The organism is Streptomyces sp. NPDC093591 (genome assembly GCF_044764885.1).
GTDB lineage: Bacteria > Actinomycetota > Actinomycetes > Streptomycetales > Streptomycetaceae > Streptomyces.
The window spans coordinates 291,060-312,385 of sequence record NZ_JBIWIY010000008.1 but is presented as its reverse complement, the minus strand read 5'-3'; the positions used below and the strand labels follow the sequence as shown (position 1 = coordinate 312,385).

General features: G+C 68.9%; 19 protein-coding genes and 1 pseudogene. 13 read left to right on the top strand and 7 right to left on the bottom strand.

Going from position 1 to position 21,326, the window contains the following annotated elements; translation table 11 throughout:
* Positions 1-38 precede the first annotated feature (38 nt).
* The gene (locus ACIREI_RS19360) at positions 39-1,553 is read right to left on the bottom strand and encodes an IucA/IucC family protein (protein WP_403334176.1); all 1,515 of its coding nucleotides are present in this window, start codon (positions 1,551-1,553) and stop codon (positions 39-41) included.
* 160 nt (positions 1,554-1,713) lie between these two features.
* Between ACIREI_RS19360 and ACIREI_RS19355 the strand changes: the two genes are divergently transcribed.
* Entirely contained in the window at positions 1,714-3,219 is a 1,506-nt protein-coding gene (locus ACIREI_RS19355; protein ID WP_403334174.1) for an IucA/IucC family protein, read from the top strand.
* 469 nt (positions 3,220-3,688) lie between these two features.
* Here the strand turns inward: ACIREI_RS19355 and ACIREI_RS19350 are convergent, their stop codons facing one another.
* Positions 3,689-4,159: a hypothetical protein gene (locus ACIREI_RS19350; protein WP_403334172.1), complete on the bottom strand. Its 471-nt coding sequence runs from the start codon at positions 4,157-4,159 to the stop codon at positions 3,689-3,691.
* On the opposite strand from ACIREI_RS19350, the gene ACIREI_RS19345 reads away from it, so the two are divergent.
* From ACIREI_RS19345 to ACIREI_RS19325, 5 genes are all read left to right on the top strand, one after another.
* Positions 4,134-4,664 carry a DUF6262 family protein gene (locus ACIREI_RS19345; protein WP_403334171.1) on the top strand — a complete coding sequence of 177 codons (531 nt, stop codon included), beginning with the start codon at positions 4,134-4,136 and terminating at the stop codon, positions 4,662-4,664. The genes ACIREI_RS19350 and ACIREI_RS19345 overlap by 26 nt on opposite strands.
* 126 nt (positions 4,665-4,790) lie before the next feature.
* Complete coding sequence (locus ACIREI_RS19340) at positions 4,791-5,606, top strand: sulfite exporter TauE/SafE family protein (RefSeq protein WP_403334169.1); 816 nt, start codon at positions 4,791-4,793, stop codon at positions 5,604-5,606.
* Positions 5,607-6,347: 741 nt separating this feature from the next.
* On the top strand, positions 6,348-6,527 hold the full coding sequence (locus ACIREI_RS19335; protein WP_403334167.1) for a hypothetical protein: 180 nt from the start codon (positions 6,348-6,350) through the stop codon (positions 6,525-6,527).
* 315 nt (positions 6,528-6,842) lie between these two features.
* Positions 6,843-7,325 (top strand): hypothetical protein, encoded by a 483-nt coding sequence (locus ACIREI_RS19330; protein ID WP_403334165.1) that lies wholly within the window; start codon positions 6,843-6,845, stop codon positions 7,323-7,325.
* A gap of 44 nt (positions 7,326-7,369) precedes the next feature.
* Positions 7,370-9,298, top strand: a complete 1,929-nt coding sequence (locus ACIREI_RS19325) for a YncE family protein (RefSeq protein WP_403334163.1) — start codon at positions 7,370-7,372, stop codon at positions 9,296-9,298.
* Between the two features lie 215 nt (positions 9,299-9,513).
* Here ACIREI_RS19325 and ACIREI_RS19320 read toward each other — a convergent pair whose 3' ends face one another.
* The 3 genes and pseudogenes from ACIREI_RS19320 to istA form a co-directional block, all read right to left on the bottom strand.
* A complete protein-coding gene (locus ACIREI_RS19320; protein ID WP_403334161.1) occupies positions 9,514-11,418 on the bottom strand; it encodes a hypothetical protein in 1,905 nt (634 codons plus the stop codon).
* Between the two features lie 144 nt (positions 11,419-11,562).
* A complete protein-coding gene (gene istB, locus ACIREI_RS19315; protein ID WP_403334159.1) occupies positions 11,563-12,336 on the bottom strand; it encodes an IS21-like element helper ATPase IstB in 774 nt (257 codons plus the stop codon).
* A pseudogene (gene istA, locus ACIREI_RS19310) lies at positions 12,333-13,930 on the bottom strand (IS21 family transposase). The gene istB and the pseudogene istA overlap by 4 nt, the downstream one beginning before the upstream one ends.
* A 280-nt stretch (positions 13,931-14,210) precedes the next feature.
* Here istA and ACIREI_RS19305 point away from each other — a divergent pair.
* Both ACIREI_RS19305 and ACIREI_RS19300 read left to right on the top strand, forming a co-directional pair.
* Entirely contained in the window at positions 14,211-14,795 is a 585-nt protein-coding gene (locus ACIREI_RS19305; protein ID WP_403334157.1) for an ArsR/SmtB family transcription factor, read from the top strand.
* A 14-nt stretch (positions 14,796-14,809) separates the two neighbouring features.
* The gene (locus ACIREI_RS19300; protein ID WP_403334155.1) at positions 14,810-14,998 is read left to right on the top strand and encodes a hypothetical protein; all 189 of its coding nucleotides are present in this window, start codon (positions 14,810-14,812) and stop codon (positions 14,996-14,998) included.
* Between the two features lie 437 nt (positions 14,999-15,435).
* On the opposite strand, the gene ACIREI_RS19295 is transcribed toward ACIREI_RS19300, so the two are convergent.
* Positions 15,436-16,014: a hypothetical protein gene (locus ACIREI_RS19295; RefSeq protein WP_403334153.1), complete on the bottom strand. Its 579-nt coding sequence runs from the start codon at positions 16,012-16,014 to the stop codon at positions 15,436-15,438.
* A gap of 901 nt (positions 16,015-16,915) precedes the next feature.
* On the opposite strand from ACIREI_RS19295, the gene ACIREI_RS19290 reads away from it, so the two are divergent.
* Positions 16,916-17,272: a hypothetical protein gene (locus ACIREI_RS19290; RefSeq protein ID WP_403334151.1), complete on the top strand. Its 357-nt coding sequence runs from the start codon at positions 16,916-16,918 to the stop codon at positions 17,270-17,272.
* A 404-nt stretch (positions 17,273-17,676) separates the two neighbouring features.
* Here ACIREI_RS19290 and ACIREI_RS19285 read toward each other — a convergent pair whose 3' ends face one another.
* Positions 17,677-18,189, bottom strand: a complete 513-nt coding sequence (locus ACIREI_RS19285) for a hypothetical protein (protein WP_403334361.1) — start codon at positions 18,187-18,189, stop codon at positions 17,677-17,679.
* Between the two features lie 179 nt (positions 18,190-18,368).
* Here ACIREI_RS19285 and ACIREI_RS19280 point away from each other — a divergent pair, with 179 nt between their 5' ends.
* The 4 genes from ACIREI_RS19280 to ACIREI_RS19265 all read left to right on the top strand — a co-directional run bounded on the left by ACIREI_RS19280 (position 18,369) and on the right by ACIREI_RS19265 (position 21,220).
* Entirely contained in the window at positions 18,369-18,725 is a 357-nt protein-coding gene (locus tag ACIREI_RS19280) for a DUF6919 domain-containing protein (protein WP_403334150.1), read from the top strand.
* Positions 18,726-19,188: 463 nt separating this feature from the next.
* The gene (locus tag ACIREI_RS19275) at positions 19,189-19,734 is read left to right on the top strand and encodes a pyridoxamine 5'-phosphate oxidase family protein (protein ID WP_403334148.1); all 546 of its coding nucleotides are present in this window, start codon (positions 19,189-19,191) and stop codon (positions 19,732-19,734) included.
* 218 nt (positions 19,735-19,952) lie between these two features.
* Positions 19,953-20,405: a sigma-70 family RNA polymerase sigma factor gene (locus tag ACIREI_RS19270; RefSeq protein WP_403334146.1), complete on the top strand. Its 453-nt coding sequence runs from the start codon at positions 19,953-19,955 to the stop codon at positions 20,403-20,405.
* Positions 20,402-21,220 carry a hypothetical protein gene (locus tag ACIREI_RS19265; protein ID WP_403334144.1) on the top strand — a complete coding sequence of 273 codons (819 nt, stop codon included), beginning with the start codon at positions 20,402-20,404 and terminating at the stop codon, positions 21,218-21,220. Before ACIREI_RS19270 ends, ACIREI_RS19265 begins: the two co-directional genes overlap by 4 nt.
* The last annotated feature ends 106 nt before the right edge of the window (positions 21,221-21,326 follow it).

Here is a 21,326-nt window from a genome sequence, read left to right as displayed (position 1 = left end):
CGCTTCAAAACGAGATCGGAGCACCTGCCGCCCACCGGTCAGAACACCTCGCTGACCAGCGGATTGGGCAGCTCGGCCCATTGGTCCCCGGGCGTCCCCGGCGACAGCCGCATCAGCGTCAGCGCCTTCGTCGGCAGCGGCTCGCCGAGCAGCGCCGCCAGATCGGAGGTGCCCGGCAGATCCCGTACGACCGCCTCCAGCGCCCCGCGCAACGCGGCCCCCGAGCCGGCCGTACCCGCCAGCGCCCCGGCCACCAGCGAACCGAACAGCTTGCGGCGCAGGGTCGTCACCTCGTCCGTGACGATCCGGCCGGTCAGCTCCGGCACGGGAATGCCGTGCCGGGCCAGCCGGGCCGGGCTGACGCGGATGTCGGCGAGGTCGCGGTAGACCAGGCGCACCGGGGAGCCGCTCGCGGACAGCACCACGAGCAGGTTCTGCCCGTGCGCCTCCAGCGCCACGCCCAGCTCCAGCAGCCGCAGCCCCACGGTGAGCGCGAGACGCGTGAACTCGGCCAGCCAGGCGGGGGATTCGGGCAAGTCGGTGGTGGCGAGCGCGGCGACGGGCACCACGCGCTCGCCCGGCCCCGCGTACTCCTGCGGCGACTCGCGTACGACCGCCGCCAGATCCGGCGAGTTCGCGGTGGCGGCCCCCAGCGTGCGGGTGACGTGCAGCAGCCCGTCCGTCCGCGCCGCCAGCGTCTCCGCGAAGTCCGACAACGTGGCAGACAGGGCGATCGAGTACACCGAGATGTCCCGCACCGAGGACGTCAGCCGGGCACTCAGCGCGGTCTTGACGTGCGGTCCCTCGGGGAGGGCGAGCGTCCGCAGGGACATGAGCGGATGCGCGGCGATGCCGTCGCCGCAGAGATCGCGGGGGCGCTTGAGCACATGCTCGGCCTGCCATGGATGCACGGGGATCAGCAGCCGCTCCCCGTCCCGCATCGCCTGCGGCCACGCGCCCGTCACCAGGCACTCGTCCGCCCGCACCGGCACCAGCCCCAGCGGGACCAGCGGCCGGTGCTCGGGCCCGTACGCCAGCTGCTCGGCGACCGAGAAGCCGGGCCGGGAACGGCAGTTGGGATGGAACGGATGCCCGTCCACCACCCGCTGCTCCCACTCCCAGTCGCGCACCGGCCACTCCTTCGAGTGAGCGTCCTGCCCGGCCCGCGACAGCGCCAACGAGGCGACGCTGTGGCCGAGTTCGGCGGCGAGAGACGTGCCGTGCGGTACGGAGAGGCCGGCCGGCAGCCGGGCCGGATCGTCGTACGACGTCTCGTCGAGCCGCACGGCGGTGACGTACGTGGCGGTGGCGTACGGGTCCGGGTGCGGCCCGTGCAGCCGACGGCCGTCGGAAAGGCGCAGGGTGAGGCCCTCCCGGCCCCGCTCCCGGCCGGTGACCCAGGGCAGGGGTTCGTGCGTGAGCGCACGCCACAGCCGGGTGAGCACCGCCGCGCGGGCCCCGGGGAGCTCGGCCGCGTAGCGCGACGCGAGTTCGGGGCGTACATCGGCCAGTTCGGCGGCGACCTCGGCCTCGGCGCTGGGGGAACGGTGCACGGGCGGGCTCCTCGGGTACGAGTAGGGCGTCGGGGCAGGCACCGACGACAGACATACTGATCGTCTTCCCGCCTGACGGACCGCAGAGACCGTCCTGACCGGATCGCAGAGACCGTCCTGAACGGACTTGAGACCGTCCTGGACGGACCGCAGAGAACGAGTGGATCGCGTGCACCTCAACCCTCCACCCGCCGCCGACGTCGCGGCACGCGCCGACGCCCACGCGGTCGCGCCCCTGCTCAACTGCCTGCTGCGCGAGGTGGCCGAACCGCACGGCGGGCCCGGTGAGCGGCAGGTGTACCGGCTGCCCGGCACGGGCCGCCTGCTGCGGGTCCTCGGCGAGCGGCGGCCCACCGAGCCCGAGGTGTGGGCGGGCGGCGCCTGGCAGCGCCTCGACCACACCGAGCTCGTCAAACTCGTCGCCGACGAACTGCGCCGCCACACCGGTCTGTCCAACCACGAACTGCCCGCCGAGATGATCGACAGCCGGGACGCGGTGGCCGCGCTGCTCACGGCACGCGCGCGTGCGACGCCCCCGGACGACCCGTACCTGCGCTCCGAGCAGTCCCTCCTCACCGGCCACCCCTACCACCCCGCCCCCAAGGCGCGCGGCGGCGGCCCGGCCGCGGCCTGGCTGCCCTACGCCCCCGAGGCGCACGCCCACTTCCCGCTGACGCTGCTCGCCGTGCGCGAGGACGCGGTCGTGGAAGAGGGCGACACCTCCGCCCTGGACACCCTCGGCGAGGCCCCGCCCGGCTACCGGCTGCTGCCCGCGCACCCCTGGCAGCTCGACCTGGTCGGCCGGGAACTCGCCGGGGCGTTCGCGGACGGCAGGCTGCTGCGGCTGGGCACGACCGGTTTCGACGCCTGGCCGACGGCCGCGATCCGCACGCTGTACGCCCCCGAGCGCGATCTCTTCCTCAAGTTCAGCCTCGATGTGCGCATCACCAACGACGTCCGCCGCCTCTGGCGCCACGACCTGCTGAGACTCCGCCGCACCGACACGGCCGCGGCCACCGCGTTCGCCGCGCTGCACGGCCCCGCCGGCTGGCTCGGCGACCGCGGCTACCGCACCGCCGACTTCGCCTTCGAGGAACTCGCGGTCCTGCTCCGCGACGGCTTCCACGACCGCCTGCTCCCCGGCACGACCCCGCTGCTCGCCGCCGGGCTCGTCGAGGGCTTCGAGGGCAGCCCGCTCGCCGCCGCCGAGGATCCGGCGGCGTGGTGGGAGGCGTACCTGGCCCAGGTCGTCCCGCCCGCCCTCGCGGCCTTCGCCGACCACGGCGTCGTACTCGAAGCGCACCTGCAGAACACGCTGGTCGCCGTGGACGCCGACGGCATCCCCGCGCAGGCACTGTTCCGGGACGCCGAGGGCGTCAAGCTGCTGGCCGAGGTGGAGCGGGCGGCGGGCTGGGAGCGGCTGGTGTACTGCCTCGTCGTCAACCACCTCGTCGAGATCGCCGGCGCCCTGGCCGAACGCCACCCCACCCTGGACCCCTGGCCCGCCGCCCGCCGTGAGCTGGCCCGCCACGACCTCCCCGAGATCCCGGCCCTGCTGTCCGCCCCCACCCTCCCCGGCAAGACCAACCTGCTGCTGCGCTGGACGGGCGCGGACGGCGCCGACGCCCGCTATCTGCCTCTTCCGAACCCGCTGGCCGGTACATGACCTGAACTACCCTGGCCCGTGTGCTGCGCGACGTGACTGCTGTTCGATACGTGACCCCCTTGCGGTCCGGCGGCTCCGTGCCCGGAGTCGTCGAGGCCGACGACCTGGGCACGTACGTCGTCTAGTCGTCCACGGGGTGGTGCTGACCTGCGTTGATGCCGCTGCGTCAGGGGCTGACCTGCGCAGATGCGTCTTTCAGAGCGTTTCAGGTTCGTGCTGCGTTATGTAGCCGATCCTCCCCACGCGCTCCCCGGAGGGGTGGAAACTCCCCAGATTCTCCCCAGGGAAAACTGACGTCACCAGCGGCGACCTGACGGAAAACCCTACCTGCCGTAGGCACGCTGAGTGACTGTCAGAGGACTGAGGCGCTAAGAAGCGGTCGACTCCGCCATGCTCGGTTGTCCCGGTCCAAGCGCCACTCGTTCGGCTCTATGCAGCGTACGGGGGCGCGGTGTGGGCTGGTCGCCGTTCACAGGTGGTCTCCTCCGAACGAACGGCAGCGCGCTCTTCTCGAACGCTTCGCGGCCGGTGAAGAACCTGGTCGCCGGGTGTCTGGCGCTCGGCTTATGCCTTGCGCGACCGTGGGCTTCTGACGGTCGGCAGGGTCGGCGGGCTCGGCCGTGCGGAGGTCACCGAGGCGGCCGGTTCTGTCTCCGACATGGCCATCACCTCGAGGATCCAGCGTTCGAGGCCGCTGACGTCCAACGTAGAGGCGCTCGAAGCACCACAGGAGCGTGAAGTACGCGGTCCGCGCCTCGGGAAGGCCGTCGTCGCGGAACGAGCCGGGCGAGTGAACAAGGGTTCCGAGCAGGTCGCGGGCCTTGGCCACCTCGCCTCCGGTCAGATCGGCATGGAGTATGCGCGCGAGGTCGAAGTCCCCATGCCAGCGCTGCCAGTAGAACACCGCTATCGAGGTGCACAGCGACACGATCGAGATCACGAGCGTCGTCGACCAGCTCGCCAAGAGCGGCGGCCCGATCACCGTGGCCGCGGTCGCCCGGCAAGCGGACGTCTCGCGCACCTTCCTGTACGAACACACCGAGGCCCGCACCATCGTCGCCGAGGCCACCCTCCGGGCCCGCGGACTGCGAGCGCAGACGGATCAAGCCCAGCGCGACGCGGGCGAGGCTTCCTGGCGAGAACGTGCGCTCAACACCGAGGAGGCCCTCAAGAACACCAACGCGGAGGTCATCAACCAGCGGGAACGCATCGCCGAACTCCTCGGCCAGATCGCCGCACTGCAGGGCGAATGGACCGACGCCGACGTCGTGCGCATCACCACCGCCAACGTCGCCCTGCAACGCGAGGTCAGGGCCCTGACGGCCGAGCGGGAGCGCCTCACCAAGCGAATCGCCGCCGCCCGAGACAACGCGCGATTCGCCGACAAGCGCATCGCCGCGCTCGAAGCTCAGATCGCCGAGCAGCTCACCGCACCGCCCTCCTAGCGGCGATCGGCCCTAGTGACGGGACTGGGAGGTCTGGACGAATCCCCAGGGATCACCCGGTACCTTTCCCCGAACGTGGGCCTGCGCCGTAGAGGGCACGGGCGCCGACCGGCGAGGATTCTCGGCATGACCACCGAGCAGACCCTTGCCCCGCTGCGCTCGACGCAGGCCCTGCCCGTCGTGTTCGGCGCAGGAGCGGCCATCGGCATGCTGGGAGGGATGATCGGTCTGGGCGGTGCGGAGTTCCGCCTGCCACTGCTGATCAGCCTCTTCGGCTTCGCCGCGCTCTCCGCAGTGATCCTGAACAAGGCGATGAGCCTGGTCGTGGTCATCACCGCGCTGCCCGCCCGCCTGACGGCCGTGTCCGCCTCCGAGGTGGCCGGGCACTGGCCCGTCGCGGTCAACCTGCTCGCCGGAAGCCTGCTGGGTGCCTGGGCCGGGGCGTCCTGGGCGGTCCGCATGCGCTCCACGACCCTGTACAAGGTGCTGGCCGCGCTGATGGTGCTCATGTCCGCGGCCCTGCTGGTCACCCATATCTCCACCCTGGGAACGTTCGACCTGTCCCTGTGGGCGCAGGTGCCGCTCGGAGTGGTGGCGGGCTTCGGAATCGGGGTGGTCGCTGCGATCACGGGCGTGGCCGGCGGCGAGCTGCTGATCCCGACGATCGTGCTGCTGTTCGGACAGGACATCAAGACCGCCGGAAGCCTCTCCCTGCTGGTCTCCCTGCCGACCATGCTGGTCGCCTTCGCCCGCTACAGCCGCGACGGCAGTTTCGCAGTGCTGGGTGCCAACCGTCGCTTCGCCCTGGTCATGGTCGCGGGCTCGATCGCCGGAGCCGTCCAGGGCGGCCTGCTGCTCGGCGTGTTCCCCGACATGGTGCTCATCCCCGCGCTGGCCGTGATCCTGCTCATCTCCGCAGTCAAGCTCGCCCGTCACGACTGACGCCGCTGTCGGCCGCACGAACTCGCCCGCCACGCTCACGCGACTGACGAGCATGTGCTGTAGGGAGCGCGGTTTCGTAAGCAGTGGCTTCTGCTGCGATCCGGCTTTCCGCGCCCCATGAGCATCGCTTCGACAGCCGATCATGAGCAGAATGCACGAGCGGCTCCCACCTATCCGTCGCCCTGAGTACGGGCGTGCTGCTGCCGGCCACTGAGGGTGGGTGTCGGTGCCTTCGGATGCGCTCTCCTGTGTGCCGTGCGGTCCTCCAATAGGCGCGTTGACCCGCGCGGCAGTTGGGGTGATGGGGAGCTTCAAGTGCCGCGACGATCACCGGTTTCCGAAACCGGCGATCGTCGTCTATGTTCCCTTGTCGATCCGGAGCGGGCACGGCCGACGTGGTGGGGTGAAGGCCCTCAAAGTGGCGTAAGCCAACAACCGGCGGCGCCGCACAGAACGAGCGCACCGGCCGTCGCGACCGACCCGGCCACGCCCGGGAGCCGCGCCGGACACCAGGCCCCGCAGTGGCCCCGCATCGCAGCTGGCTGAGGCGCCCGAGCCCGTGCGATCGACGCGCCCGGCGGACCAGTCCCCGGAAGTATCGAAGTCCGCGGAGGCAGAAGCTGTGGCGTCGCCGACGGCCGCCGAAGAGCGGCCTGCGGCAGTTGCGCCGCCGAAGCCCACCGCTCCACCAGTGCCGCCCGGTCCTGCACCCGGGGCCGCTGCGGCGCCCGCCCCTGAAAGATGGCACCCGCGCTCTCCCGCGAACTGCGCGCCCTGTCCTGGACGGCGTTCGCGGGGATCGCGTTCGGCTTCCTCTACAGCCAGACCGACGCCAGCGTGCTGAGGTCGGTGGGGATGTCGCTGGCGGTGGCGGCGGCGGTGTTCGCGGTGACGTTCTACCGCTACTACACGACGGAGTGAGCAACGGGCCGCGTACGCAGCCCCGTTGCGGAAGCCGCCGGATTGGCGAGGACTCATCCCGCTCTGCAGTTCGACGTCGCCCCGACCCCGCCCGCCCGACGGCCCGTCCCCGGCCCTCTTCAGGCCCGGGGACGGGGCCATTTCAGTACGTCACGCGAGGTAAAACCCCGGCCGAGGATCAGTTTCGGCCGACATTGCGGCCCGAATAAACGTTACGGCCGACTCGGGGTCAGGTGATGGACGCGAAGTGTGGAGCCGAGCCGGATGGACGGATTGCCTCAGGGGTAGGCAATAAACACGATCGAAGGGGAGCCCATGTCTTTCAAAAACATCTTCGAGGGCGGCGGGAGTGAAGCCAAGTCCGCCGAAGAGTCCGCTCAAAAGGTGTACGAAAACATCCCGGGCGCCCGGCCCGAACGGCAAGGGGTCGACCCGGAACTATACGACGGAATTCCGGATGTCGAGCGCGACCCGAAGATTGTGCGTGAGACGTCACCCGAGGCGCTCCGCATCATGAACGGCTTTCTGTCTCCGCTGTTCAATAGGACCGGGTCGGCGGCCGCCGAACAGCGAGTCACCTGCGAGGACCCCGCATCGACGGCGGGCATGGCGTCCTCGGCCGAGGGCGAGACGTTCAAGAAGGTGAAGGTGGAGATCAGGGACGAGGACCGGCCGGGGGTCAAGGGCGAGGACCTGCCGAAGATGAGCGAGGAAGAGATGGAAGAAATGAGAAGGAAGAACTCCGAAGCGGCCGCGAAAGTCGAAAGGACCGACGGCGCGCCGACCGAGGGTGAATGACTGTCACATCGTTGAGATGCGCGGGAAAGGGAGGGCCCAAGGGAATGGGCGACGCCAAAAAGAACAATGTGAGTACGGCTCATCTCGGCGAACGGTACATGCGCCACCCGCTGACCGGCCGGAACCTGAAAGAGCTCGACGTCGCCACAAAGGCCCCCGCGATCCTGGAGCGGGACAGGGAGAAATTGAAGAGGAAGGCCGAGAAGAAGTCGCCGGACGGTGAGGATCGGTACGTCCACCCCATCGGGTTCTCCCTGAACAAGGGGCGGTTCCAGGAATTCCCCGATGGGGAGGCCACGGCGCACGAGCGCGGATGGACGGCCTACATGACGGTGGGTGTGCCGCTCGTCGAAGAGCGGGCCGACATCGCGCAGCCCCCTCCTGATGTGATCTCCAAGCAGACGTACGTCAACCGGACCGACCCCGTCCCCACGAAGTGGTCGCACACGGTCGAGTTCTCGATCTCGAACACGATCAGTTGGTCGCTCCAGGGACAGGTGCAGCTCACCTTCGGCGCGAAGGCCACCGCCTCGCTGCAGCAGCAACTGCAGAAGAGCATGGCGGCGAACCAGTCGCAGAAGACCACCCTGAAGAACAGCAAGGACAACCAGGGCGTCGACTCCGAGTCCCAGTCGCAGTCGACCAGTACGACTACGGCCACGAGCACCGCCACCGGCACCGGCGAGCTGTCGGCACAGCTGATGCTGGGGATCACCGCGTCGGTCAGCGGCTCGCTGACCACCGCGTTCAAGACGTCGTCCACGCTGAGCGGTGAGGTCGGCAGCCGGGTGGACGTCCTGGCCACGCAGCGGCGCCAGGTGCGGAGGTTCGACTACGAATTCCCCATCTCCTTCGGCGGGTGGGTCGCGCTGTATTACCCCGAGCCGGTGGAGGTCAAGGAGACGCACCCGGACGGCCCGCAGGCCAAGGAGCCGAAGTACGCCAAGGTCATCGCGTGGAAGCTCGGAGAGACCGGCGCGGCCGAGGACACCTTCGACCTGACCGACGAGGGCAGGCCGTTCTTGCAGAGGGGGGAGGCCGAGGTCGTCTCCACTCTCGCCGGGGTCCATGAGGTCTTCGAGCTGGAGAAACTCGAGTTCGACAGCAAGATGCACCCTCTTCACAAGGGCGGCGGCGCAAAGCAGGCGAGTTCCCGGAAGCCTCCCGTTACGCTCGCCGACGGGCTGGGCACGGCCGACGGCCTCGCGCTGGACCGGGCGAACCGGAAGGCGTACGTCACCGACCGGTACAACAGCGGCAGGCTGCTGAAGGTGGATCTCGCCGACGACGGCGACGGCACCGAATGGGTCCTGGTGACGCCGGGCCAGGTCAACGACGTGGCGCTGGACCTGCTGGGCAATCAGGCATACATCACCGACTACAGCGGCAAGCGCCTGTTCACGGTGGACCTGGCCGACCGCTCCGCCCCTCCGGTCGCGATCGCCGAGGGCATGTACGCGTACGGCGTCGCCCTGGACCTGCCGGGCGGCCGGGCCTACGTCACCGACGTGGAGAACGGCCAGCTGATCGAGTACCGCCTGAACGGCCGCCCGGCGCAGCAGCAGCGCACCTGGAACGTGCCCAGGGCCGCCGGGGTGGCGCTGGCCGAGGGCAGGGCGTACGTCGGTCAGTACGACCTCGGCGGGCTGTACGAGGTCGACCTGACGGCGGACGGCGCCACCCCGCGCACCGTGGCCACCCATCTCGGGTGCAGCGTCCGCGTGGCGCTGGACGGCGCGGGCCACGCGTACGTCTGCGACTCGGCCGGCGGCAAGGTGCACGAGGTCGTCGTGGCCGACGGCGAGGCCAAGGGCCGTCAGCGCGTGGTGGCCGACGGCCTGGGCAATGTCAGCGGCATCGAGCTGGACCGCGACAACGACCTGATCTACGTCAGCAACCGGCAGGGCAAGCTGCTGCGGATCTCCGGCGTACTGCGGGGCGCCCCGGCCAGTCGTAGCGAGGCACGGCTGTGACTGAGCGCCGTACCTGGCTCTGGCCGCGCTTCCGTGAAAGGCCGGCTGAAAGAGGTACAGCGACGGTGCATCAGTCGTAGCCTCGTGGAACGCGGCCACAGCCAGCCGAAAGGCTTTCTCCGACGTTTGGTGAAGGATCAGCTCAGCACAGGAGGCAAATGGATGCTTCCGGCGTATTCGGGGTGGATCTGCGGCCGCAGCCGGAGGAGCGAGCTCTATGTCCGGCGAAGAACCCTGCTTGCGCCTGCCGCGACCGTCGTGACCAGGAGCCAGCCTGTACCGATCAGTGCGACGGCCGCCCACTGCATCATTCCGGTCGGAGCGTACGAGCGTTCCTGTCCCAGATCGACGAGGGGCAGCAGAAGGTCGAGCGTGTAGATCGCAGGCTGAAAGGGCGGTGCCTTGCCGTCACCCACAGCAGCGGGTGGCCAAGCGGTGAAGAGAGCTGATCCGGCGGTCAGGAGACACAGCAGCAGCCACACGGCACGCAGAGGGCGGTAGCCGTAGCCCACCGTCGCGTCCTGGAGCAAGCTCCACAACCTGGCCGGGGGCGGCAACGTACGCCGCATGCTGCGATGCTTGGCGACCAGAACGGTGCGGGCATCGGCGTCGTGGCCCTGGCGCTGGTAGGTGGCGGCGAGCTGCTCGTATGGCTGGGGCACGAACCCGGCAGGGTCACGGCCCAGCCAGGGCAGGCGTGCGTGAGCCGGCAGCGCCGGGTGCAGACTGTCGTAGACGGCGCCGTCGAGGACCAGTCGAGTAGGCCAGGTGGCGGGGGCGTCTCGCAGCAACCCGACTCTGCTGTGTTGTAGAGCGATCACGCCCTCCGGTACCTCGCGTAGGCGAAGCGAGAGGATGGTTGCGGACGATCCGATAAGGCTTACGGCCCACTCGTCGGCAGGTGTGTCGAGGACGGCGTCATCAAAGCAGGGACGGCTCCGGATCGTGACGCTGAAGAGGGAGATCCTGCCGTGCGCGGTGAAGCCGTCACATAGGTTGAACACACCGCCTGTCTCGACTCCGTTGGCGCGCAGGGCGGGGTGTCGGTTGTCGAGGGTGGTCAGTTCGGCGCCTTCGAAGTGGACGGAGCCGCCGATGCGGGAGTCACGCAGGTCGATCATGCCGTGTGCGACGAGTCCGTCCCGGCAGTCGATGTCGCCGCCGACGCGCAGTCGTGAGGCGTCGAGAGCGGCATCCGCAGCCGGCACGCTGGAAGAGATGTCGAAGCGGGCGCCTTTGAGGACCACACTGCCGCGCACCGAGGTATCCCGGACAATGGCGGGGCCCTGTACAACCAGACCGCGCCCCGCCCAGATGTCACCGCCTATCTCCGCACAGGACAGGTTCAAGGCGTACAGACCTTGACCAGCGCCGGGTCCGTCCATCCGGCAGTCGTCCATCCTGACGGATCCGCCGATGGAGGCCCCGTAGAGATTGACCTGCCCCGTGCCCGAGAAGCCGGAGTCGAGGAACAGACCGCCGCCCACAGTCAACTCGGGCGCCTGGAGACCCGAGTCGCCACGGATGCGGGTGCCCCGCAAGGCCAGGACGTCTTGTATCCGGGCGCTGTTCAGGAACACGGTCCCCGCGCAGTCCAAGCGCGATGCCCAGAAGTCCTCACCCACCTCGACAGACTGCGCGTCAAGCGCGGCCTCGCCATGGGCAGGGCGTATGACGGTGTCGTTCAGAGACAGCCGGTTTCCGACAGCGAGGGAGCGGAGGTCAACTGTGCCGGTGACAGTGCAGGCGACGATCTCACACTCCAGGGTGACGCGGGCGCCGACCAGGCTCAGCCCCGGCATCGTGCAGGCGTTGAGTTCAAAGGCGGCGTCGAGGTGCGCATTGTCGAGGCGGACAGCGTCATCGAAGCAGCACCCAGCCAGACGGATCGGGCCGCCGACCGTAACCTCGGCGAGGTCCAACTGGCCGCTGACGCGGGCGCCACGCAGCCGCAGGCGGGCCTGGCAGCCCGGGTGGGGCGAGGGCGCGGCGATCAGAAGATGGCGGATGGCGCTGCCGCGGACCTCAGGCACGTCCTCACACCAGTCGCCGACCCGGTACGCCTCCCACATGAGCCGCTCGTGCGTGCTCCATTCGTCCGGCGGGTCGTCCTGCGTCAACGCGACACCCTCCCCAGTGCCCCGACGACAGCGGTCCGAGCGGTTCTTAGCTACACGACAGCCATGTCGGCCATGCTTGTGGACGTTCACGTAATTCCCCGGGGCTGAGTTCACGTAATTCCCCAGCCCCGGAGCCGATGGCGGCTACTTGACCGACGGCTTGGCGGGCTTGTCGGTGGGGTTCTTGGGGCGCTTGTTCGGGCGGTAGCTGGGGCCGTTCATGATGACCTGGTGGCTGGTGTTGATGAGGCGGTCGAGGAGGGACTCGGCGACGACGGGGTTGGGGAAGAGGGGATACCAGTCGCTGGGCGCTCGGTTGCTCGTGATGATCAGGGACCGCCCCTGTCGCTCGGAGACGAGTTCGTAGAGGTCGTCGGCGTGGGCCGCGGAGAGCTGGCGCATGGCGAAGTCGTCGAGGATGAGCACGTCTGGCCGCACCAGTTCGCGGATCCGTTTCTCCCAGGTGCGGTCCGCGTGGCCGCCGGCGAGTTCGGCGAGGATCCGGCTGGTCTTGGCGAAGCGGACGTGGGCGCCCTGTCGGACGGCGAGGTGGCCCAGGGCCTGGGCGATATGCGTCTTGCCCACACCGACCGGCCCGAACAGAATGACGGACTCGCCCGCGTGCAGCCAGCGCAGGGCGCCCAGGTCGCGGATCTGGGCGGCGGGCAGTTTCGAGGAGGCGGTGAAGTCGAACTCCTCCAAGGTGACCTGCTGCTCGAACTTGGCTCGCTGGAGCCTGCGTTGGAAGGCGACGGTCTCGCGGCGGGTGATCTCGTCCTGGCAGAGGATCTGGAGGAAGTCGAGGTGGCCGAGCTCGCCGCCGTGGGCCTGGGCGAGGCGGGCATCGAGGGTCTCCAGCATCCCGGAGAGCCGCAGGGACTTGAGTGACTCGCGCAGGGCGGTGTCCATCACGCTCATCGTGCCGCCACCTCGTCTTCGCCGTGGGCCTGGTCGTCGCGGGTGTCCTCCGCCGTGTCCGGGGGCACGATGGAGCCGAACAGTCCTTGCGGGCCGTGGAGGAAGGCCGCGGCTCCGGCGTCTCCGCTGGGCTCGGGCTCGGGGTCGGTCTCGGTGCCGGCGATGAGGATGCCCTTGATGGTGCGGTAGGACGGGTCGCCGACCGTGATCGCTCTCGCGCAGGCGGCCTCCAGACGTGTGTCGCCGTACTTCTTGCGCAGTCCGAGAACCCCCTGGGCGGCGCGGAGCCGGTAGAGGGCGTTGACCTCCAGGAGCTGGTCGACGACTTCGCGGCAGGCGTCGCCGATCTCGGACGCCTGGGTGCGGCACCAGATGGGCGTCTTCATCTGGAAGGCGATCTTCTCCGGCGGGTAGTCGCTCTTGTCGGTGCGTTTTCCCTGCTCAAGGGCAGCGTGGTCTTGACCAGGTCGCCGTCGAGGAAGACCTGCACCATGGTCTGGGTTGAGCGGACGTCGACCTTGCGGCCGATCAGTTTCCAGGGCACGGAGTAGAGGGTGCGGCCGACCTTGATGTGGATGTCCGGTCCGACGGTGGCCGTCGACCAGCGGGCCAGGGTGAACGGGGTGGGTGGCAGTGGCAGCAGGGCGGCGGCCTCGACGGCGCCGAACACGGCCATCGGGGCCGCCCCGCCCAGCGGCCGGCACTTGCGTTGCCCGGCGACTTGCTGGCTCCAGGTGACGGCCTCGGTCTGCATGTGCTCGATCGAGGTGAACTCCCGGCCGCGCCAGAAGGAGTCGCGCACGTAGGGCATGGGCCGCTCCACCCTGGGTTTGTCTTTTGGCTTCGAGGCTCTCGCTGGGTCCACCAACGCGCCGTAGTGGGTGGTGAGTTCGGCATACGCCTTGTTGATTTTGGGGTCGTAGAGGTCGGGCTTGTCGACGCCGGTCTTCAGGTTGTCCGGCACCAGCCGGCGCGGGACGCCGTCGAAGTAGCGGAAGGCTGCGACGTGTGCTTCGGTCCACGCGTGCTGGTCCAGGTGCAGGACCGGCCGCACGAACATGTGCCGCGAGCAGGGCAGCACCATCACGAACGCCCAGACGCGGTGCCGTTTTCCGGTGCGTGGGTTGGTCCACTGGCCCAGGAAGCCGTAGTCGATCTGGGCTTCCTCGCCCGGCTCGATGTCGTCGCGCAGGACGGTGACCTGCGAGCGGTTCACTTCGTCGGGCAGCGTGGCGTGCACCCAGCGTCGGAACGAGGAGATCGACACCTTCAGTTTGTGCTCGTCCCGCAGCCTCTGGTGGATCGTGGAGACCGTCACCGTCCCGAGCAAGTCCTTGATGTAGTCGCGGTGTTCGTCGATGTCGGACCAGGTGACCTGCCGCAGTCTCCTGTCGACGAGGCCGGGGAACCACCCCTCGATCAGCCCGGCCCAGTCGGCCTCCGTCATCGGCGGCCCGCCCGGGGTGATCCCGGACGCCTCCGCCGGCGCCAGGTACTTCCTGACTGTCTTGCGGTCCACCCCCAGCGACGCGGCCAGCGCGCTCTTCGAGCGACCCGCGTACCAGTGGACGTAGATCTCGGTGATGTCGACCACGACGAACGTTCTCCTTGCCATCCGGGCTGCCCATCGGCCTGCCGAACCACGGGACGAGGAACACGGAGAGCTCCGCGACGACCAGGTCCCTCGATCCCGAACTCCGCCGTACCCATGGCCAATCAGGAGGATTCATAATGGAAGGCGCATATCCAGCAAACCGCCCTATGTACTGAAGGTATGGCGACTTCGACGCTGTCCTGCGGGGTGCAGTCACCCCAAAGGACTCGATGCAAAGATTCCATTGCAAGCATTCCTTTGCATCGCTATCTTTGTAGGCATGAACGAGCCCCAGGACTCGCACGTCCGCAATCTCGATGCCCGATCCCTGCGCGGGCTCGCACACCCACTGCGCATGCAGCTGCTGGACGCCCTGCGCTTCGGTGGCCCGGCCACCGCGTCTCAACTCGCTGAAAAACTGGGCGAGTCAAGCGGTGCGACCAGCTACCACCTGCGACAGCTCGCCATTCACGGCTTCATTGAGGACGCCCCCGAGCGCGGCAAGGGCCGGGAGCGGTGGTGGAAGGCGGTCCACAAGGGCCTGCGCTTCGACGACGCGCTGCTCACAGACACCAGCCCGGACGTGCGCGGCGCCGCCGACATGTACCTCCACGAGGTCGCCACCACCCAGACCCGGGACCTGTCGACCTGGCTCGGCAACCGCCAGGCATGGCCCGAGGAATGGAACCGCACCTGGGACATGAGCAGCGCGACGCTACGGCTGACGCCCGAACTGACCCAGGAACTCGTCGAGAAGATGCACGCACTCGTCGACACCTACCGCGACCGGGCCGCCGACGAGGACGACGCCAACACCGCCCAGGTACGCATCCACACGCACGCGTTCCCCCTCACTACGGAGTGAAAGGCCACAGCCCGATGCACCCCGAGAACCACCTTGCCCTGCACCACGCCCGCGCCGCCGAACTCCGTGCCGAAGCCGACGCGTACCGTCTCGCTGCAGAAGCCCGACACCCCCGAGACCTCCGCACCCGTCTCGGCTGGGCCCTCGTGGAAGTCGGGCTGCGGCTGGCCGCCACCCCCAAGGCGGCAGCCGCCATTCCTTAACACCGTTCACGACCGCCGCCCCCATGGGGAAACATGACCGCGAGGATGGGGAATTACGTGACGCGGAACCCGTCTCACATGGGGAATTTCGTGATCGTCGACAATGCTCGACTCCTAGAGGATCGGGCCACTCAGAGCAGTCGGCAAGAAGAAGGGCGGCTCGTCCACGCAGCCTCAGCCTGGCTGCGTACGAGGGTGGCCTGAAGCCGTCGTATCCCTCACGCAAGCACGGTCAGAACCCCGTACCTGGCCCAAATGGACAACCTCGGTACTCAGGCCCCTGGCCCCGGAGAACCGGAGAAGACGCCGCCATCAGTGATGATCACGACCGTTCCGGGCTGCTTTCCCGACGCTCGGCGGTGTGTGACGACTCGGGTGCTCCGGCAGGGCCTGGGCGCGGCCCAGCACCGATCCGCATCGTTGTGGGCCAGCCGGCCTCACCACCGCTGCCCGGGCCCGATGACCGTGAGTCCCACCTGCTCGGCAAGCCAGTGCGCATACGGCTCCCGCATCTCACGGCCGTCGACACAAACGCTACGGACGTGGACGAGGACCGTGTGGTCGTCGGCAGGTTCGTCGAGTTCGCGGGTGGGAGTGTTGAAGAGGAGCGTCACCTCGGCGTGCTTGGACTCACCGTAAAAGCCCACCTCGGGCGCGTCCGGCCAACGCAACATCTCCCAGTTGATCCAACCTCTGTTCGGGCCGATGGCCGCCGTGAAGGCGTCCTCGATGCTGCCAATCGGCAGGTCGTCCAGTTCACACTCCACCGGCAGCCGCCCGTTGCACGCAGCCGGGTCGACCGGCACACCCGGCCCCTTGACGCCGACGACCAGCGCGGGCTGATCCTCCAACGGGACTCCGTCGAACTCCCCGTACTCCTCTCGCCCCCTGAACCACCCCTCGGGCAGCTCCTTCGCCACTCGCCGCACCTCAGCGACGGAGTGAAGCTCTGCGTACACGCAGACGGCGGAGTGCTCCCACTGACCGAACTCCATGAGGCGACGCGCAGTGCTCAAGGCGAGTGCGGTTGGGCGTACGGAAGACCGGAAAGGCGATGTCGTCGGACATGCGGCGTACTGTGCCACGGCTCTTCATCGCAGGTCATCGCATATACGACACGATCGTGAGTGCACGTCCGGCAACGAGACGAACGCTCCCGGAAGAACGAGCTGGCGCGTGCCGACTGGCATGCTCAGGGGCCAACCATCGCGCTCAGTCACAGCTGGCCCGGCCGCCGTTGCTGTCCCAGGCGACGGAAGCGGCGGCGCCGTTCGGAGTGAGGCGGAAAAGGTGTTGAGGGTGCAGGGACCGTGCACTCCCGCATCACCGTGCGCACCACCGGGTGGGAGTGGACGACATCGTGCGCGCTGGCCGGGGAGTGGACGCCACGGTGGTGCGCACCACCGTGGGGAGTGCGACGAACCGCGAAGTCGCCCGCTAACCGATGATCTACACCGGTGTTACCTGCTGATGCCAGCCCGAGCACACCGACACCCGCGCCAGACCGTGACCGGCACCCTCACGATGCACATCTCTCACTGAGCGCAGACGACCCCTGCCCGGTTGTTCACACGCAGTGGGCAAGGGAGTGGTACGACGAGCAGCACGCCCGCGAGAACGCCGAACCGTACCTGCCCCCTGCCGAGGTCGAGGCGACGATCCGCCGCTACCTGCAGGTGAAGCAGGACAGCGAACCCCTGCGCCACATCCCGGGAAACGAGCTGAGCAGCGAGCAGTGGCGCGCCATGTCGGACGCGGACGACACCCTCAACGACCTGTACTGGACGCTCGACCGCGCCTGTGCCCTACTCTACCTCCCGGACGGCTACCGTCCCCAGCACCTCGACCACCTGGCCGAGGCCTACCGGACGGGGGAGATCGTGCCCGTCCGCCCCGCCGGCGGCGAGCTCGGAACCGGTGCGCCGCCCGCTGCCGATGCTGGGAGGCCTGCCCGTCCAGCACCACACCGGCCTCGGCGCCTCGACCAGGCCGCTGTCGCGGGTGCCCGTCGACGGGAACATCGAGGTCACCGCGCCGATCGCCGCGATCCGGCAGTCCAGCGGGTTCCTACGCGTGCTGCTGCAGGACGCGGCCGGTGAGGCAGCCCTCGCCCGGCTCAGCACCGACCGCATCGCCGCAGCCGATCAGGCCCTCGGCAGGCCCCTGCGCGACGGCGACCAGGTGCAGGTCCGCGGCACCGTCATCCAGGAGCCCGGCACGCCGACCGCGCCCCGGAGCATCGACGTCTTCGCGATCCGGGTGACGAAAGCATGACCCAGTCCACCGTCCTTCCGGCGCCCGCCGTCGCCACCAGGCAGTGGCGCAGTCGACTGGCCAAGTTGCGGGAGGCCTGCCGGAGGCCAGCCACCGGGCCGTCAAAACCGCCAACTCCTCCAGGGTGCGCGCCTGGTACCAGGCCCGGGGGTTCAGCCCGGGTCAGATGCTGTGGCATCCCAACGGCCGCGGGGGCGGCCCGGACCCGGAGGGGCTGCCGCTGGTCGACGTCCTAGCGGCCGCCAACCTCGCCTTGATCCTCACTCTGGGATCCGCGACTTCGTTAGCAATGAAGGCAGTTCGTTAGCAGTGGACTAGCAAATCCGCGGTCCCGTTGGCAATGACTACATCCAGTAGGGATCTTGTTGGGACTCTCCAACTTCTCTGGGTGCACGTGGGCGGGGTCATGCTTGGCCCCGTGCCCGGTGCCGCTTCGTGTACGACCAGGTCACGGCGGTCATCAATACCGGGATGGCGAACAGCGGGGCGAAGACGAAGCTCCAGACGGTCTGGGCCGCACCACTTGACATGTACGTCTGGCTCTCGACGGTGAAGGCGACCACGAGTTGCCACAGTGCCACGAGGACCAAGGCGGCCGAGGCGGTCCAGGCCAGCGCGGCGAGAGTTCGGGGGCGCAGCGGACGGCACCGGTCGCTGACAAGTAGCAGCGGGAACAGGGCGGCCAGCTCGGTGATAACGGAGAGGCCGACGACGTACGCGATACCCCACCCCGGGATGTCGAAGACGTCGCGCAGGACCTGGTCGCTGTAGCCGACGTAGACACCGGATGCCATGGCGATGCGCCACAGACCGGACGGGACGGCGCAGAGGGCGATGGCGTGGGCGGCGCGGCGGGCCCAGACGGGTGCGGAGTCAGAGGTAGGCAGTGGAGCGGTCGCTGTCGTCATGACATACAGGCTGGCCGTGGACATGGCAGCCACGCATCGTCCGCTACGGCGGAGCGTCTCCCCTGTGCGGGGGAGGGCGCACCCCGAGGGTATGACCTGAGCGGGGTGCGCCCTCCGCGAAACCGGCGATCAGCCAGACCATAGAGCCTCACTCGCTGTCACGGGCCCGACCGATGGGAAACCACTGATTGTCAGTAAGCGACCGACGCCAGCACTGCCAACTGCGCGCGGATTCCGGTGTTTCGGCAGGAAGCTCTGCCAACGAAGTCGCGGACCCTACACTCACAGAGAACAGCCAACCTGGCGAACTCGCCGAGTTCCACGGCCGGCCCTGGAGGCAGCGGGCGTTCATCACGGCGTTCGTCGCCGACCCGGAGCTCGCGAGCGCGTTGGCCGCGCAGGCCGCCGAGGCTCACTCGGTCGTACGGGCGTACCCGCCGGGACGGCATGCCGGTGAGAACGGCGAACGAGACGCGGTCGGCGTGACGTTCTGGGAGGGCCACGGCGTCATGACCGGGATGGGGAACTGGCAGCCATGTCCGTGAGCGCCATCGCTGCCGTGATTGCCATGGCGGTACGCCGAAGGCGCATGGCCGGCGACCCGGACGAAGCGGATGCCCCTGCTCCTGCACTCGGCGTTGGTCGACGGCCGCGGGTTCGGCCGTTGCAGCAGGTCCCGCTACGCCTCGGCCGTCCACGCAGACAATCCACCGTGGCAAGGACCCCTCGGAACGACGCTGACCGCCAGCACAGGGAGTGACAGTTCAGCCACTCACAGGGTTGGGCCGTCCAGGGCCAACTGAATCGCATAGTGGCCAACCGCAGTGCACAGCCACACGATGTCGTCGGTCTGGGCGGTCATGGCGGGTTCCCAGGTTGGGAACCGGCTGATGGCGAAGACCTCGAGCGTGGTGAGGAAGAGCTCGAAGGCGGCCGGGAAGCCGTGCCTGAGCGCCGCCGGGCCAGGCTGCGTAGCCTTCGTTACAAGAAGAGGGAAAGGAGTTCCGCATGACGCCGAAGCAGCCCAGGACCGAGCTCGACGCCCGCTACAGCTCCGCGCTCAACCCGCGCCCGGGCGCGGAGGACGTCACCGCCACCGACTGGGCCGAGGTCCAGCGCCGGCTGCAGGCCGCCGAGGTCTTCTGGATCACCACGGTCCGGCCGGACGGCCGGCTGCACGTCACGCCGCTGATCGCCGCCTGGCACGACGGGGCGCTGCACTTCAGCACCGGGCCGGGCGAGCAGAAGGCGAAGAACCTGGCCGGCAATGCCCACTGCGCACTCACCACAGGGCACAACTCACTCTCCGAAGGCCTCGACATCGTGATCGAGGGCACGGCGGAGCGGGTGACGGATCCGGCACGGCAGGACGAGGTCATCGCCGCGTTCGAGGCGCAGTACGGGGACCACCTCACCTCGCCGGATGGGATCTTCTACGGCTTCGGTGACAGCATCCGCAAGGGCAGCGACCTGCTGTTTGCGGTGGCACCCGGCACGGCGTACGGCTTCGGGCACGACGGTCAGGTGTTCAGCCACACCCGCTACACCTTCTAGCGGGCCTGCGCACAAAGAAGCCGCCGGCCGCCAGGGGGAAACCCGGCCGGGGGCTGTCGGGGCCGTGAGCGCCGACGAACACGCGGCGGTCACGTCCAGCTGACCGAGCATTGGTGCCACAACGCCGGCCTGGTCCTCACCCGCGATGAGGACCTTCCGGACGACGGCACGGCCGGCATGTCGTGGACCACGGCGTACCGGATAGCCGACCTGATGCTTTGGACAGCCGTGAGGGGGCCGAGCAGGTCGTCGAGGACGTCTTCGTTCAGCTGGCGCGGGCTTGGACGCATGTGCTGCAGCAGCCCAATGTCGATGCGTACGCCTGGGCTGCACTGAAAGAGGAAGTCGTCCGCCGTCTGGAGATACAGGGACGGACTCTGGCGTTGGTGGAGACGGCCGCGTTCGCCGCCGTGCGCCATGCGTCCCGGTCCCGGTTCACCGTCCTGGAGTCCAGGTTAGGGCTGTATGCGGCGATCGCACGGCTGCCAGAGCGTCAGTACGACGTCATTCTGCTGCGCTTCGTGCTCGGTCACCCGATGCGGCGGGTGGCGGAGCTGATGGGCATCTCCTACGGGACGGTCCGGAGCCACCTGCGCGGAGCGCGGCGGCGTCTGTCCCGCGATCTGGGGATCGACTGGGCAGCGGAAGACATGGATGAGGAGGAAGGATGAGTCGGGGGAGTACCAGGCGCTCGCGTATCGATGAGGTACTGGCTGGTGCCGAGGTCCTGGCCGACGAGTACGAGGACTTCGACGAGCGCGCCGCACTGGACCGGATCGCCCGTCGCGTGGTGTGGGACAGCGCCAGCGACCTCGAAGACCGTGCCCGTTGGTTCCGCACGGCCAGCGGTGCGGCCGGCCGCGCATCGGACGGCATTCGCTGTGATGTGCCGGCCGCCCTGCATGAGCGGGCCGCTCACGAACTGCAGGCTCTGTGCTCGCATGTCGTCCGTGATCCGGCGGCGATCGCGGCGATGGCCCTCCTGGTCGATGACCGAGCCACCATCGAACCCGGCGGGGCCCTGACGTTTGCCTGTCTGCTGTACCTCGCCGAGCGGCACGAGGCCGCACAGTTCTGGTGGCAGTTCGCTGCCGGCGCGGACTCCTCGACCGCCGCCCACTGCCTGTACTTGCATCACCTGCAGTACAGTGAACTCCGCGACGCTGGGCTCTGGTACGACCAGACACGGGAGTTGCGCCGGCTGGACGACAACCCGATGCTGCAGGTCACGCCGCCGCAGCGGGGGGACAGTGCTTGGCCGTGGTCCCCGCGGACCGTGACCTTCCTGGCCGTGTACGAAGTCGACGACTCGGCAGCGGACCTGGATGACGCCGGCACGCCGTTGCTGGTGGTGCCGCTGTCCGACTCCCTCGCCGAGGCCGTACGGCGGCTGGAGGCTGACAATGATGTCGATTACGGCACCATTCCCAAGCCGGATCCTGATCTAGCAGCGGAACTGGAGGACTGCGTCGTCTCGGGAACCTGACGAGTGCACGCGTCAGCCTCCACCCGGCCCCGCCACTACCGCGTGAGCGGGGCCTGTCCGAAGCCGGCACGCGGCCGTTCTGCAGCCTGGTTCGAAGGCCAGCCGA

What these genes read in the sequence shown, in the direction of transcription:
- ACIREI_RS19330 (WP_403334165.1), top strand. Translation starts at nt 6,843, where the DNA reads ATGTCTTTCAAAAACATCTTCGAGGGCGGCGGGAGTGAAGCCAAGTCC.
- ACIREI_RS19305 (WP_403334157.1), top strand. Translation starts at nt 14,211, where the DNA reads ATGAACGAGCCCCAGGACTCGCACGTCCGCAATCTCGATGCCCGATCC.
- ACIREI_RS19325 (WP_403334163.1), top strand. Translation starts at nt 7,370, where the DNA reads ATGGGCGACGCCAAAAAGAACAATGTGAGTACGGCTCATCTCGGCGAA.
- ACIREI_RS19340 (WP_403334169.1), top strand. Translation starts at nt 4,791, where the DNA reads ATGACCACCGAGCAGACCCTTGCCCCGCTGCGCTCGACGCAGGCCCTG.
- ACIREI_RS19275 (WP_403334148.1), top strand. Translation starts at nt 19,189, where the DNA reads ATGACGCCGAAGCAGCCCAGGACCGAGCTCGACGCCCGCTACAGCTCC.
- ACIREI_RS19265 (WP_403334144.1), top strand. Translation starts at nt 20,402, where the DNA reads ATGAGTCGGGGGAGTACCAGGCGCTCGCGTATCGATGAGGTACTGGCT.
- ACIREI_RS19300 (WP_403334155.1), top strand. Translation starts at nt 14,810, where the DNA reads ATGCACCCCGAGAACCACCTTGCCCTGCACCACGCCCGCGCCGCCGAA.
- istB (WP_403334159.1), bottom strand. Translation starts at nt 12,336, where the DNA reads ATGAGCGTGATGGACACCGCCCTGCGCGAGTCACTCAAGTCCCTGCGG.
- ACIREI_RS19335 (WP_403334167.1), top strand. Translation starts at nt 6,348, where the DNA reads ATGGCACCCGCGCTCTCCCGCGAACTGCGCGCCCTGTCCTGGACGGCG.